This is a genomic window from Bradyrhizobium niftali (assembly GCF_004571025.1).
Taxonomy (GTDB): domain Bacteria; phylum Pseudomonadota; class Alphaproteobacteria; order Rhizobiales; family Xanthobacteraceae; genus Bradyrhizobium; species Bradyrhizobium niftali.
This window is the reverse complement of the sequence record NZ_SPQT01000032.1, coordinates 12,112-25,490: the sequence shown is the minus strand read 5'-3', so window position 1 is coordinate 25,490 and position 13,379 is coordinate 12,112. Positions and strand designations below refer to the sequence as shown.

The following is a 13,379-nucleotide window of genomic DNA, read 5'->3' as shown; positions in this document are numbered from 1 at the left end:
CCATCAAGCGATCACGCATTCCTTCAGACGTTGATGTGCGAATTGGCCGAATGGAGCGATGGACATGGGCATCCTTTGGACGATCATCATCGGATTTCTCGTCGGACTGCTCGCGAAGTTCATCATGCCCGGCGACAAGTCCGAGCCCAAAGGGTTCATTTTGACCACGGTGCTGGGAATTGTCGGCGCGTTCGTTGCGACCTGGCTCGGCCAGGCCGTGGGATGGTACCGGTTCGGGGAGGGCGCCGGCTTCATCGGAAGCGTGGTCGGTGCAATCATCCTTCTGTTTCTGTACGGCCTTTTCATGGGTCGTCAGGGGCGCGCCTGAGCAATCCAAATGTTCTGCCGCGTGGTGACCGCAAGCAACACGATCGTGGAAATCGTGCTGACAGTCGTCGCGATGCTCGCGATGATCGTATCAGGACCGGCGCAAGCCGCCATGCTCAGCGATGCCGAAGCGATGTTCCTCGACCAGCTCGTCACCGCATCCGTAGTGCTGGAGCAACGATGCGACGGTTACGAGGTTGATGGTGCCGGCGGCGTTCAACTCGGCGCCCGGCTGCTCGGCAGTCCTGAGGCCGCGATGGCCATGATCGACGCCTATGCTGCGGCCATCAAGGCCCGCGATGGCGAGAGCTACGATCCCCGCAAATTCCGTCCCGAAGTGTCCGACGCGGCCCGCAAAACGTTCAGGCGCGTCCGGACGGACTTGATCAGAAACCCGAAAAGGGCCTGCGCCGATTATGGCGAGACCAGCGTGGAGCAAGGGCTGCTGAGGCGGTATTGAGCTGCGCGCGGCGCGATGCGAACAACCTGCCATTCCGGGGCTTAAGTTGTCTCCCCCGCAATCCTTGCCAGATAATCCGACTTGCTGAACTGCATGTGGTCGACGCAGAGCTGGGCCAGTGCCCAGCTGTCGCGTCCCCTAAGCAGCTCGATCATCAGCTCGTGCTGGCGCCGCGATTGCGCGAGCCCGTCGCGGTCGGCGAGGTTCTTCGCACGCATCGGCAGCGTCAGGTTCATGTAGTCCTGGAGCGAGCGCACCAGATAGGGATTGCCGCAGGCGGAAAACAGCGCGAGGTGGAAGGCGTCGTTGGCCTCGTGGATGCCGCGCAGATCCTGCATGTCCGCCTTCGCGCAATATTGCCGCTGTAGCGCGGTCAGCTCGTCGATCAGGCCTTGCGGTGCGGGCAGGGGGATCATCAGCGCCGCCTGCCGGGTCAGCATCTCCCGGACCTCGTAGATCTGCCGGACCTCGTCAGCCGAATAGAACCGCACGGTGGCGCCGACGTTCTTCTCGCGGCGAACGATGCCGCGCCGCTCGGCATCCACCAGCGCCTGCCGCACGAAGTGCCGCGAGGTGCCGTAAGCCGACATCAGCGCGTCCTCGGTCAGGCGTGCGCCCGGCGCGAGCCGGCCGAAGATGATGTCCTCCTCCAGCCGCGCGACCACGTCGTCCGGATCGTCGCGCCGGACCGTCATGCTGTCTGCGGTGTGATTCTCGGGCATCCCCTCGGCCTCCGGCCCCGTGCCGGTCTGTCCTGTGGAGCAGGGAAGGCCCAGATTGTCAATAATCCGGTCGTTCGGCGGTGCAAAAATCCAGAAATTGCCGGATACGCGCCTATCTTATTGACAATCGAGGGACAGGCTGTACGACAATGGCAAGGTGAATGGAGTGGCATGATGACGAGTGGCTTGCGCAAGGGTCTGACGAGCTATGGCGATGCCGGCTTCTCGCTGTTCCTGCGCAAGGCGTTCATCAAGGCCATGGGCTATTCCGACGACGCGCTGGAGCGCCCGATCGTCGGCATCACCAACACCTACAGCGACTACAATCCCTGCCACGGCAACGTCCCCCAGATCATCGAGGCCGCCAAGCGCGGCGTGATGCTGTCGGGCGCGATGCCGTTCGTGTTTCCCACCATCTCGATCGCCGAGAGCTTTGCGCATCCGACCTCGATGTATCTGCGCAATCTGATGGCGATGGACACCGAGGAGATGATCCGGGCCCAGCCGATGGATTCGGTGATCGTGATCGGCGGCTGCGACAAGACGCTGCCGGCCCAGGTGATGGCGGCGATCAGCGCCGACCTGCCGACCGTGGTCATCCCCGTTGGCCCCATGGTGGTCGGCCATCACAAGGGCGAGGTGCTGGGCGCCTGCACCGACTGCCGCCGGCTGTGGGCGAAATATCGCGCCGGCGACATCGACGACGCCGAGATCGAGGCGGTCAACGGCCGTCTCGCGCCGTCGGTCGGCACCTGCATGGTGATGGGCACGGCCTCCACCATGGCCTGCATGATCGAGGCCATGGGGCTGTCGCTGCCGATGAGCGCGACGATCCCGGCGCCGCATGCCGAACGCTTCCGTCTTGCGGAGGCCAGCGGCCGGGTTGCGGCCGAAATGGCCAGGACCAAGGGGCCGAAGCCGAGCGAGCTGCTGACTCCGGCATCTTTCAAGAACGCGCAGGTCGTGCTCCAGGCGATCGGCGGCTCGACCAACGGCCTGATCCATCTGACCGCGATGGCGCATCGCTCGCCGCACCGGCTCGATCTCGAAGTGTTCGACCAGATCGGCCGCGAGGTGCCGGTACTGGTCGATCTCAAGCCGTCGGGCGAGCACTACATGGAGCATTTCCATCACGCCGGCGGCGTGCCGAAACTGCTGGCGCAGCTCGGCGATCTCGTCGATCTCGACGCGAAGACCATCACCGGTCAGACGCTGCGCGATATCGCGGCGAATGCGGAAGACGTGCCCGGCCAGGACGCGATCCGTCCGCGCGACAATCCGATCAAGAAGGAAGGCGGCCTCGCCGTCCTGCACGGCAATCTCGCCCCGCGCGGCGCGGTCATCAAGCAATCCGCCGCGAGCCCGAAGCTGTTGCAGCATACGGGCCGGGCAGTGGTGTTCGAATCCGTCGAGGACATGACTTTGCGGGTCGACGATCCCGATCTCGACGTGACCGCCGACGACGTGCTGGTGCTGCGCAATGCCGGCCCGAGGGGCGCGCCGGGCATGCCGGAGGCGGGCTATCTGCCGATCCCGAAGAAGCTCGCGCGCGGCGGCACCAAGGACATGGTGCGCATTTCGGATGCGCGCATGAGCGGCACAGCGTTCGGCACCATCGTGCTCCACATCACGCCGGAATCCGCCGTCGGCGGGCCGCTGGCGCTGGTGAAGAACGGCGACATGATCCGGCTGGATGTTGCCAAGCGCAGCATCGAGCTGCTGGTTGATGCCGTCGAGCTGGAACGGCGGCACGCCGCCTTGAAGCCGGCGGCTGCGCCCGAGGAGGCGCGGCGCGGCTACGCCTGGCTGTTCAACGAGACCATCATGCAGGCCGACGAGGGCTGCGATTTCGATTTCATGCAGAGGACTGGGAAGCAGACCGAGAAGGGGTGATCAACCACCCGAACGAACGCTCAGACCGCTGAAGCGGCGGGCGATAAAACAGGGGGAAACGATGATTGCACGATCCATGCTTGGGCTGGCGGCAACGGCCGCTGTTCTGTTCGTCACGGGCGCGTCGGCGCAGGAGGTGAAGCATTATCGCTTCGCCTATGACCAGCCGCGCAACACCGGCTATTCGATCGCGGGCGACCTCTTTGCCGACAAGCTCAAGGAATTGAGCAAGGGCACCATGATCATCGACCAGTATCCCGGCGCGCAGCTCGGGCAGGAGCCGCAGGTGCTTCAGCTCGTCAAAGCCGGCGACGTCGAATTCGCGATCATCTCCTCGGCCAACACCGCGACGATCTCGCCGCAGGCCGGCGTGATGTCGCTGCACTTCCTGTTCCGCGACGAGAACCACGCGGTCAAGGGGCTGGCCGATCCCCGCGTGTTCGAAGCGCTCAGGACCATGATCGACGAGACCACGCAGGGCCTGCACGTGATCGCGACCGGCTCGCAGGGCGTGCGCCACATGTACAGCAGGCGGGAAATCCACAATGTCGGCGACGTCAAGGGCCTGAAGGTCCGCGTCCAGGCGACCGCGACCGAGGACTTGATGTTCCCGGCCTATGGTGCCCAGACCGTGCACATGCCGTTCGGCAGCGTCTATACTTCGCTGCAGACCGGCGTGGTCGACGTCGCCGAGAACAGCATCAACGTCTACCTCGTCAACAAGCACTACGAGGTCGCGCCGGTCCTCAACATCACCGAGCACGAAGCCAACAACGCGCTGGTGTTCATCTCCGACAAGCTCTGGCAGAGCCTGTCGGCGGAGCAGAAGGGGTGGGTGCAGGCGGCGGCCAACGAGATCAGCACCAAGGAGCCGCAGAAGGCGTTCGACCTCGAGCGCACCGCGGCCGACAAGCTGAAGAAGATGGGCGTCAAGATCGTCGACAACGTCGACAAGAAGAGTTTTACGACGATCGCCGATCCCTATCTCGACAAGCTCGCCAAGGAGCTCGGCCCGCATGCCGAGAAGATCAAGAATTTGATCCGGTCGATCAATTAGGTCGCCCGCGGCCATCCTTCGAGACGCCTGCCTGCGGCGGGCCCTCAGGATGAGGTCTCGCTTTGCGGCGAGATTTTAGACCCCTCATGGTGAGGAGCCCGCCAAAGCGGGCGTCTCGAACCATGCAGGCCGAGCACGATCGGCAGCTTCCCAGCTGTCACACGGGCTAGCTACGGGATGACGAGGACGCAAATGCCCATCGCCGACAAACTGCTCGTTCAGCGCCAACGCCACCTGAAATGGCGCGGGCTCGACTGGCTCGAGCTTGCGCTGATGATTCTCTGCGGCGTGCTGTGCTTCGGCTTCTCGCTGTCCGTCACCGCCGACATCGTCACCCGCACCATCGGCCATCCCTGGCTGTGGCTTCAGGAGGTGACCTCGACGCTGTTCATCTACGCGATCTTCGTCGGCACGGCGGCTGCGACGCGGCGCAACGATCACCTCTATCTCACCGCGATCTCCGAGGCGATGCATGGAACGCCGCGGCTGATCGTCGAAGTCATCATCCGCCTGGTCGTGCTCGGCGTCGCCTTCTGCCTGATCTGGTACGGCTACCAGAACTATCTGCGCGGCTTCGGCAGTTTTCGCCTGCCGTCGGGCACGCCGATCGCTTCGCTCTATGCGATCATCCCGCTCTCGGGCGTGCTGATCGGCCTCTTCACCATCGAGCAGCTCGTCAACGGCCTGCGCAACGGCTTTGACCATCCCGAGCCGCCCGACGAGGACACAGCGCCCGTCGTGACCGACGCACAGATGAGGGCGCAGCCGTGAGCGCACCTGTCGTCCTGGCGTTGATGTCGATCTGCTTCCTGTCCTTCGGCTATCTGGGCGTGCCCGTGCCGTTCTCGCTGATGGCCGGCGTCTTCATCGGGGCGATCCTGTCCGACGTCTCGCTCGCCGCCATCATCCAGAAGATCTTCGACGGCGTCGATTCCGAGGCGCTGCTGGCGATCCCGTTCTTCCTGCTGGTCGGCGAGCTTATGAGCTCGGCCAATGTGGTGGTGCGGATCGCGAATCTTTCGGTGTCGCTGGTCGGGCATATCAGGGGCGGACTGTCGCAGGTGGTCGTCGTCTTCAGCATGTTCTTCTCGGAGATGTCGGGCTCGACCACCGCCGACGTCGCGGTGATGAGCCGCGCGCTGGGTGGCCCGATGAAGCGCGAGGGCTATGAGCCCGCTTTCATCGCCGCGATCATCGCATCCGCCTCGACGATCGCAGCGCTGGTGCCGCCGAGCATCACGGCGGTGGTCTATGGCGCCGTCGGCAACGTCTCGATCGCCGGCCTGTTCATGGCGGGCGTGGTGCCGGGTCTGATGATCGGCTTCGGCCTGATGATTTACTGCTATTTCTTCGGCCCCTCGGGCCTGCGCAAGCCGCGCGCGCCGCTGCGGCAGGTGGTGTTCGCGGCGGGCGATGCGGCCCTGCCGCTGATGATCCCGGTGATCCTGCTCGGCGGCATCCTGACCGGCTGGTTCACGCCGACGGAGGCCGGCGTCGTCGCCGTGGTCTGGATCGTCCTCGTGGTCATCCCCGCGCTCAACCGCGGCCACTTCAGGAAGATCCCCTATGATTTCTGTCTCGCCGGGCTGATCTTCTCGCTGCCGCTGATCACCATCGGCGCCGCCAACGCCTTCGGCTGGATGCTCGCTTACTTGCGTGGCGCGAGCTACATCGCAGAAGTGATCACCTCGATTGCCGGCCACGATCCGCACCTGATCATGCTGCTGATGGTGCTGCTGTTCACCGTGGTCGGCGACTTCATCGAGCCGGTGCCGACCATCATCATCTTCATGCCGCTGGTCAACACGCTGACCGAGGCGGGCGACATCAATGCCGTGCATATGGGCGTGGTGCTGATCGCCACGCTCGCCTTCGGCCTGATCACGCCGCCTTATGGCCTGGTGCTGCTGATGGCGTCGAAATTCGTCGGCATCAGCTTTGCCAAGGCCTTGCGCGCCGCGTTGCCGATCTATGTGGTGTTCCTGGCAACGATCACATTCGCGATCTATTTCCCGAGCGTCGTGCTGTGGCTGCCGCGGCAGGTGCTCCCCGAGTCGGTCGGCTGCTTCAAGTCGCCGGCGGGGACGGGCTATATCTGCCCGCAATAGCGACCTGCTCGATCCGCCATTGCGCCTGCTCGCGCACGTAACGGAACGGCGTGCCGTGGCTGTTCTTGAAATAGCTGCCGCACAGTGCGTTTGCCATGCCCTGCATCACGGCGTCGTGGCAGACGAACAGCAGATTGTCGTCGGGGTGACCGTCGAGCCACGCCGAGACGCAAGCCAGTGACCGTTCCGTCATGGCGTCCCAGCTTTCGCCATCGGCGGGCAGGATCGAGACGAGGCCCGTCGCCGAGTTGACGCCGTGCTTGATCATGAGGTCGCGAACGGGGAGGCCTTCAAAGCTTCCGAAGTCGAACTCGATGATGCCGTCGTCGATCGCGAGCGGCACCGAGATCGCGTCCGCGATGATCTCGGCCGTTCGCGCAGCGCGCGCCAGGGGGCTTGCGACGATGCGGCTGATGCCGGCGCCGCGCAGCATATCCACGGCCTCATGCGCTTGCCGCAGACCGTCCGCGTTCAGCGGATTGTCGGTGCGGCCCTGGAAGCGTCCCTCGCGATTCCAGTCGGTCGCGCCGTGACGAAGGCCGTAGAAGGTGCGCGCGGGTGTCACTTCGACTTGCTCGTGAACTTCTTCACGGCGAGCCGAAACTCCTCCGTGTTCATCGCCATGACGATCCTGTGCTCCTCGGCGTCGAGCTGCTGTTTCACCGGCGTCGTGGCAGCCTGGTAGACCAGCGACTTGGTGCCGGCGATCGCGGCAGGCGGGTTCTGCGCGAGACGTTCGGCGAACTGCCGCGTCGCCGCCTTCAGCTCGGTCGCGGGAACGATCTTCGCGACCAGGCCCCATTCGTAGGCCTGCTGCGCGGTGAAATTGTCCTCTGACAAGAAGATCTGGAGCGCGCGGCGGGAGCCGACCGTGCCGACGATGCCGACCGTCGAGCCGCCGTCCGGCGACACCCCGATCTTGGCATAGGCCGGCGTGAACTTGGCGTCCTCCGCGGCGATGCAGAGATCGGTGACGAAGGCGAGGCCCATGCCGGCGCCGGCGGCCGAGCCGTGGACGCTGGACAGCGACAGTTTCGGCATGCGCCGGATGGTCTCGATGAAGGCGTGATAATGCTTGAGCAGCTCGCCGACCACCGGCGTCACCGTGCCCGCTTCGGCCGCAGCTCCAATCGTCTGCAAATCGCCGCCGGCCGAGAAGGCGCGGCCTTCGCCCTCGATCACCACGACCCTGATGGCGTCGTCGCCTTCGAGATAGGACGCGAGCTGTTCGAGCTTTTGTGCAATCGCCAGGTTGATCGAGTTGAACGCGGCAGGGCGGTTGAGTGTGATGGTCGCGATCGGACCGTCGATCCGCAGCAAGGCGGGATCATCGGGGTGGGAGGTGGGAGCTGGCATTGGAAATCCCCGGCATGAGGTGGTTCGTGCGACTAAATCGCAGAAGGCGAGGGGAGACAATCCCCGCGCGCCGCCCTTGCGCTGGGCGGAGCGATAGGCTCAAATAGGGCCGCCTTTGTTGAGGGACGGACACGAGCGCCGGCTCCTCCTGGGCTAGCCAAGCCAATATCAGCGTGAGAGGAGACGACATGGGTCACGCTCGTGTCTCCGGAAGTGGGCTGTTCCAATGACTGGCGGTCCGGTGATCATTGTCGGCGCCGGCCATGGTGGCTACCAGGCTGCGGCATCCCTGCGGCAGGCCGGTTTTTCCGATCGCGTCTGCCTGATCAATGACGAGGCGCACCTGCCTTATCAGCGGCCGCCCTTGTCCAAGGCCTACATCAAGGGCTCCGCCGGACCGGAGAGCCTGATGTTCCGGCCGGAGAAATTCTATGCGGACCAGAAGATCGAGCTGATCGCCGGCCGCGCGGTGTCGATCGACCGCGCCGGGCGCAAGGTCCTCCTCGCCTCGGGCGAGACGCTTCCCTACGGCCACCTCGTGCTGGCGACCGGCGCGCGCAACCGGCTGCTCGATCTGCCCAACGCCAACCTGCCCGATGTGAAATATCTGCGCATCCTCGACGACAGCGAGGCGTTGCGAAAGATCATGGCGTCGAAGACGCGGGTGGTGGTGATCGGCGCCGGCTTCATTGGCCTCGAATTCGCAGCGACGGCCCGGATCAAGGGGCTGGAGGTCGACGTACTCGAGCTCGCCCCGCGCGTGATGGCGCGCGCGGTGACGGCGGAGGTCTCGGAGTATTTCCAGGCGCGGCATCGCGAGGCCGGCATCCGCATTCATCTCGGTGTGCAAGCAACCTCGATCGAGGCCGAGGGCGGCAAGGTCACCGGCGTCTCCTTGAGCGACGGCAGGCATCTGCCCGCCGACCTCGTCGTGGTCGGCGTCGGCGTGCTGCCGAACATCGAGCTCGCGGCCGAGGCGGGACTGCCGGTCGCTGCCGGCATCATCGTCGACGAATATCTCGCGACGGCTGATCCCAACATCTCGGCGATCGGCGATTGCGCGCTGTTCGCAAGCCCGCGCTTCGGCGGCTCGCTGCGGCTGGAATCTGTGCAGAACGCCACCGACCACGCCCGCTGCCTCGCGGCGCGGCTGACCGGCGACAGCAAGCCTTACGATAGCCATCCCTGGTTCTGGAGCGATCAGGGTGACGACAAGCTCCAGATCGCGGGCCTCACCACCGGCTACGATCGCGTCGTTCTGCGCGGCGATCCCGCCAGGAAGGCGTTCTCGGCGTTCTGCTACAGGGGCGACAGACTGGTCGGCATCGAGTCCATCAACCGCGCCGGCGATCACATGTTCGGCCGCAGATTGCAGGGCATGGACCGCTCGATCACCCCGGAGCAGGCCGCGGATGAAAGCTTTGACCTGAAGAGCGCGCTGGCGTGAACTCTTCTCCCTCTCCCCGCTTGCGGGGAGAGGCGAAGGAAGCGCGCTCCGTCCTATAAGACAGCGGCCACTTCCGCGGCCGTCGGCATCGACGGCCCGGCACCCATGCGCTGCACGCTGATCGAGGCGGCGGCGTTGGCGAAGGCGAGCGCCGTGCGCAGGGGAACTTCGTCGGCGAGTTGCGCCGCCAGCGCGCCGACGAAGCAATCGCCGGCGCCCGTGGTGTCGACCGCCTTCACCACGCGGCCCGGCACTGGAAATTCCTCCTGGCCTGCGAGGGCGAGCACGCCGCGCTTGCCGAGCGTGACGCAGATGGTCTGGTCCGCGTGCGCCTGAAGCTGCCGCGCCACGTCGATGATTCGCACGGCCTCGTCGCTGTCGGAGAGCTCGGTGCCGGCGAGGAAGCCGAGCTCGGTCTCGTTGAGCACGAGGATGTCGACGAGCTCAAGCAGCTCGCGGCCGAATTTCTGCGCCGGCGCCGGGTTGAGCAGCGTCGTCGCCTCCGCCGCCCGCGCCCGCCGGAAGAAGGCGGCAATCGTGGGGAGCGGAATCTCGAACTGGCTGACGGCGACATCGCCTTTGACAAGCGGGACGACACTGACGTCATCCGCGCTGACCAGCGCATTGCTGCCGGGAATAACGACGATGGTGTTGTCGGCCGCCGCGACCGTGATGATGGCGGTGCCCGTGTGCGCCTGCGCCGTCTCCTGGAGATATCCGAGATCGATGCCCTGACCGCCGAGGAAGGCCTTCAGTTCGGCGCCGAATGAATCCTTGCCCAGGCGGCCGATCAGCGTGGTCCGGGCGCCGAGCCGCGAGGCCGCGACGGCCTGGTTGGCGCCCTTGCCGCCGGGGAAATACAGCACCTGTTGGCCGGCGACGGTTTCGCCGACCTTGGGATGGCGGTCGGCCGTCGCCACCACATCCATGTTGATGCTTCCGGCGACGTAGACGCGCCCCATTTTGAACCTCTCCGAAGACTAGGCTTTGACCTCGAACTCGTGCCTGACCTTGGCGATGTCGACAAGGGTCGGCAGGCCGGCCTCGTTGCCGAGGCGCTGGATCTTGAAGGTCGAGGCGGCGCGGGCGAAGTCGAAATGCTCGCGCCAGCTTTTGCCGGGATGGGCGAGGTAGGAATAGACATAGGCGCCGTGGAAGACGTCGCCGGCGCCGTTGGTGTCGATCACGCGCTCGCGCGGGATCGGCATCGCCGGCATGATCTCGACCGTGCCCGTCTCGTTGTACCAGAGCAGGCCCTTCTCACCCATGGTGACGCCGCCGATCTTGCAGCCGCGGCTCTTCAGGTAGTCCAGCATCTTCTCAGGCGTCAGGTCCATCTGCTCGCATAGCCGCTCGGCGACGATCGCGACGTCAATGAATTCCAGCAGCTCGTGCGTGTTGGTGCGCAGGCCGCCGCCGTCGAGCGAAGTCAGGATGCCGGCCTCGCGGCAAACCTTGGCGTAGTGGATCGCGGCGTCGGGCTGGTGGCCGTCGACATGCAGCGCGCGGCAATTGCCGAGATTGAGGATCGGAAAGGGATGGATGTGGGAATCGTCGCGGCAGCGGACGATGGCGCGCTTGCCGTCCTTGGGCATGATGAAGGACAGCGAGGACTGGTTCACCTTCCGCGCATGCAGCGAGATCGCGTATTTCGCGCACATGTCCTGGAACATGCGCCCCAGCCAGTCATTGGCCGCAGTCGCGATCAGATCGGGCACGATGCCGAGCTTGGCGCAGCAGAACGCTGCCGTGACCGCGTTGCCGCCGAAGGACACGGCGTAGTCCGAGGCCACGTGCTTCTCGTCGCCGGTCGGCATGTGGTCGGTGATGAAGACGACGTCGATATAGGTCTGTCCGATAAAGAGAGCCTGCATTGCTTGTCCGTGATGCGCTGGGTGGTCCCGGCCGGCTGCTTACCTTAGCACCGCTTCGGCGGGAGCCAAAAACATTCGCGGAGCCAAAATATTTGCAGAGTCATGGCGATAGGCGCTTGAGGTCGGTATGGGGCCGGAATACGACCGTGGCAGGGCCAGCGTTGCCCGGGCAGAACCGACGCCCCCAGGACGTTCGGTTCCGGCCCCGTCGGGAGGGAGGGAGCATGATCACCGGCCTCGATCACGTCGTCGCTCTGGTGCGGGATATCGGTGCGGCCAAGGCGGCGTATCAGACGCTGCTGGGACGCGCGCCGGCCTGGCAGAATTCCGGCGAGGGCGCCGACCGGGTGCTGTTCACCCTCGAGAACATGACGATCGAATTGATGGCGCCGAGCGGCTTCAGCGTCACCGCCGACCGGATGCGCGCGCTGCTCGACGACCATGAAGGCGTGCTCGCCAGCCTGTGCTTTCGTGTCGCAGACATGAGCAGGATGCACCGGCGGCTGGAGCGGGTGGCGCTCAAGCCCGATCCGGTCGCCGAGGTCGAAAGCAGCGACGCTGTCACCGAGGCCGTCCTGCACTGGAAACGCACGCGCGCCGCCACGGAACTCACGCGTGGCGTGCGCATGTTCTTCCTCGAGCTGGCCGAGGAGCGCCCCCGATCGGTCCCGACCGACATCGCGCCGATCGACGCGCTCGACCACGTCGTGATCACCACCGAGGATTCCGAGCGCGCCGCCGCGCTCTATGGCGCGCGGCTCGGACTTGATCTCGCGCTCGACCGCTCGCACCAGGACTGGGGCCAGCTCATGTTCTTCCGCTGCGGCGACCTCATCGTCGAGGTGGTGCGCCGCCCCGTGGCGGGCGGCGATGCCGCGCATGACCGTCTCTGGGGCCTGAGCTGGCGGGTCGCCGATATCGACGCCACGCGCGCCCGCCTGATCGCCGCCGGCCTCGACGTCACCGAGGTGCGCAACGGCCGCAAGCCGGGCACGCGGATCATGACGGTGAGGGACGGCACCTGTGGCATCCAGACGGTGCTGCTGGAGCGCTCGCCGAAGCCCGGTTGAGCAGGCTCCGACCTCTCCACTCGTCATTGCGAGGAGCCCTTGCGACGAAGCAATCCAGGCTGTCTCCGCGGTGGCAGTCTGGATTGCTTCGCTGCGCTCGCAATGACGGTGTTGAGGCAGCGGACGCTTTTTTCCTCCGTCATTCCGGGGTGTCGCGGAGCGGCGAGCCCGGAATCCATTCATCCACGTACCCCGCGGCAAGATGGATTCCGGGCTCGCGCCCAAGAGGGCGCGCCCCGGAATGACGAAACGTTCTCAAACCCGTGCGCGCGTGTTACAGGACATCCTGACAGCACCCAGCGAGCAACCGGTTTGGCGAAGGCGAAGGCAAAGCGAAATCTGAGATGGCAGCGCGATCCCGAGGGGATGCGGCTGCGCATTCTCGAAGCCGCCAAGCAGGAGTTTTCCGCCCACGGGCTTGCCGGGGCGCGCGTCGACCGCATCGCGGCCAAGGCTGGCGCCAACAAGCGCATGCTCTACTACCACGTCGGCAACAAGGACGAGCTTTATCTGGCGGTGCTCGAAGGCGCCTATGACAAGATCCGCAGCGAGGAGCGCGGGCTCGATCTCGAGCATCTCGATCCGCCCGAGGCGATCCGCCGCCTGATCGAATTCACCTGGGGCTATTTCCTGCGCAACCCCGAGTTCCTCTCGCTGCTCCAGACCGAGAACCTCGCGCGCGCAAAGCACCTGAAGCGCTCGACCAAGGTCAAGTCGATGCACTCGCCCTTCGTCGAGATGATCCGCACCGTGGTGAGGCGCGGCGTCGAGAGCGGCGACTTCCAGGTCGCGGTCGATCCCGTCCAGCTCTACATCTCGATCGCGGCGCTCAGCTTCTTCTATCTCTCGAACTCGGCGACGCTGAGCGTGATCTTCGGCCGCGATCTGCTCGCCAAGGACGCCAAGGACGAGCGGCTCGCGCACATGGCCGGCCTCGTGCTGGCCGCGCTGACGGGGCGGTCGGCGGAGCTGCTGCAGATCGTCAACGCGCCGAAGAAGCGCGCGGGCGTGGTGCAGACGGTGTAGGAGCTGCGGCTTCGCCGCTTCGCTTGACCCGATATCCCT

The 13,379-nt window shown here is 65.4% G+C and carries 14 protein-coding genes; 9 read left to right on the top strand and 5 right to left on the bottom strand.

The window, feature by feature from the left end:
• The first annotated feature begins 64 nt into the window (after positions 1–64).
• Both E4K65_RS38090 and E4K65_RS38085 read left to right on the top strand, forming a co-directional pair.
• Positions 65–328 carry a GlsB/YeaQ/YmgE family stress response membrane protein gene (locus tag E4K65_RS38090; RefSeq protein ID WP_167771482.1) on the top strand — a complete coding sequence of 88 codons (264 nt, stop codon included), beginning with the start codon at positions 65–67 and terminating at the stop codon, positions 326–328.
• Between the two features lie 72 nt (positions 329–400).
• Positions 401–787: a hypothetical protein gene (locus tag E4K65_RS38085; RefSeq protein ID WP_167771493.1), complete on the top strand. Its 387-nt coding sequence runs from the start codon at positions 401–403 to the stop codon at positions 785–787.
• Between the two features lie 41 nt (positions 788–828).
• Here the strand turns inward: E4K65_RS38085 and E4K65_RS38080 are convergent, their stop codons facing one another.
• On the bottom strand, positions 829–1,509 hold the full coding sequence (locus tag E4K65_RS38080; RefSeq protein ID WP_135178467.1) for a GntR family transcriptional regulator: 681 nt from the start codon (positions 1,507–1,509) through the stop codon (positions 829–831).
• Between the two features lie 174 nt (positions 1,510–1,683).
• Between E4K65_RS38080 and E4K65_RS38075 the strand changes: the two genes are divergently transcribed.
• From E4K65_RS38075 to E4K65_RS38060, 4 genes are all read left to right on the top strand, one after another.
• Positions 1,684–3,402 (top strand): IlvD/Edd family dehydratase, encoded by a 1,719-nt coding sequence (locus E4K65_RS38075; protein ID WP_167771481.1) that lies wholly within the window; start codon positions 1,684–1,686, stop codon positions 3,400–3,402.
• Positions 3,403–3,463: 61 nt separating this feature from the next.
• A complete protein-coding gene (locus E4K65_RS38070) occupies positions 3,464–4,459 on the top strand; it encodes a TRAP transporter substrate-binding protein (protein ID WP_135178465.1) in 996 nt (331 codons plus the stop codon).
• Between the two features lie 192 nt (positions 4,460–4,651).
• On the top strand, positions 4,652–5,230 hold the full coding sequence (locus E4K65_RS38065) for a TRAP transporter small permease (protein ID WP_135178464.1): 579 nt from the start codon (positions 4,652–4,654) through the stop codon (positions 5,228–5,230).
• A complete protein-coding gene (locus E4K65_RS38060) occupies positions 5,227–6,567 on the top strand; it encodes a TRAP transporter large permease (protein WP_135178463.1) in 1,341 nt (446 codons plus the stop codon). The genes E4K65_RS38065 and E4K65_RS38060 overlap by 4 nt, the downstream gene beginning before the upstream one ends.
• On the opposite strand, the gene E4K65_RS38055 is transcribed toward E4K65_RS38060, so the two are convergent.
• Both E4K65_RS38055 and E4K65_RS38050 read right to left on the bottom strand, forming a co-directional pair.
• Positions 6,527–7,132: a histidine phosphatase family protein gene (locus tag E4K65_RS38055; protein WP_135178462.1), complete on the bottom strand. Its 606-nt coding sequence runs from the start codon at positions 7,130–7,132 to the stop codon at positions 6,527–6,529. The two genes, E4K65_RS38060 and E4K65_RS38055, sit on opposite strands and share 41 nt — an antisense overlap.
• A complete protein-coding gene (locus E4K65_RS38050; protein ID WP_135178461.1) occupies positions 7,129–7,923 on the bottom strand; it encodes an enoyl-CoA hydratase/isomerase family protein in 795 nt (264 codons plus the stop codon). Before E4K65_RS38050 ends, E4K65_RS38055 begins: the two co-directional genes overlap by 4 nt.
• Before the next feature lie 226 nt (positions 7,924–8,149).
• On the opposite strand from E4K65_RS38050, the gene E4K65_RS38045 reads away from it, so the two are divergent.
• A complete protein-coding gene (locus E4K65_RS38045; protein WP_135178460.1) occupies positions 8,150–9,370 on the top strand; it encodes an NAD(P)/FAD-dependent oxidoreductase in 1,221 nt (406 codons plus the stop codon).
• A gap of 53 nt (positions 9,371–9,423) precedes the next feature.
• Here the strand turns inward: E4K65_RS38045 and E4K65_RS38040 are convergent, their stop codons facing one another.
• Positions 9,424–10,332, bottom strand: a complete 909-nt coding sequence (locus tag E4K65_RS38040) for a ribokinase (protein WP_135178459.1) — start codon at positions 10,330–10,332, stop codon at positions 9,424–9,426.
• A gap of 18 nt (positions 10,333–10,350) precedes the next feature.
• Entirely contained in the window at positions 10,351–11,244 is an 894-nt protein-coding gene (locus E4K65_RS38035) for a sugar kinase (RefSeq protein ID WP_135178458.1), read from the bottom strand.
• A 224-nt stretch (positions 11,245–11,468) separates the two neighbouring features.
• On the opposite strand from E4K65_RS38035, the gene E4K65_RS38030 reads away from it, so the two are divergent.
• Complete coding sequence (locus E4K65_RS38030; protein ID WP_167771480.1) at positions 11,469–12,314, top strand: VOC family protein; 846 nt, start codon at positions 11,469–11,471, stop codon at positions 12,312–12,314.
• Positions 12,315–12,680: 366 nt separating this feature from the next.
• Positions 12,681–13,340 (top strand): TetR/AcrR family transcriptional regulator, encoded by a 660-nt coding sequence (locus E4K65_RS38025; protein ID WP_135178456.1) that lies wholly within the window; start codon positions 12,681–12,683, stop codon positions 13,338–13,340.
• The last annotated feature ends 39 nt before the right edge of the window (positions 13,341–13,379 follow it).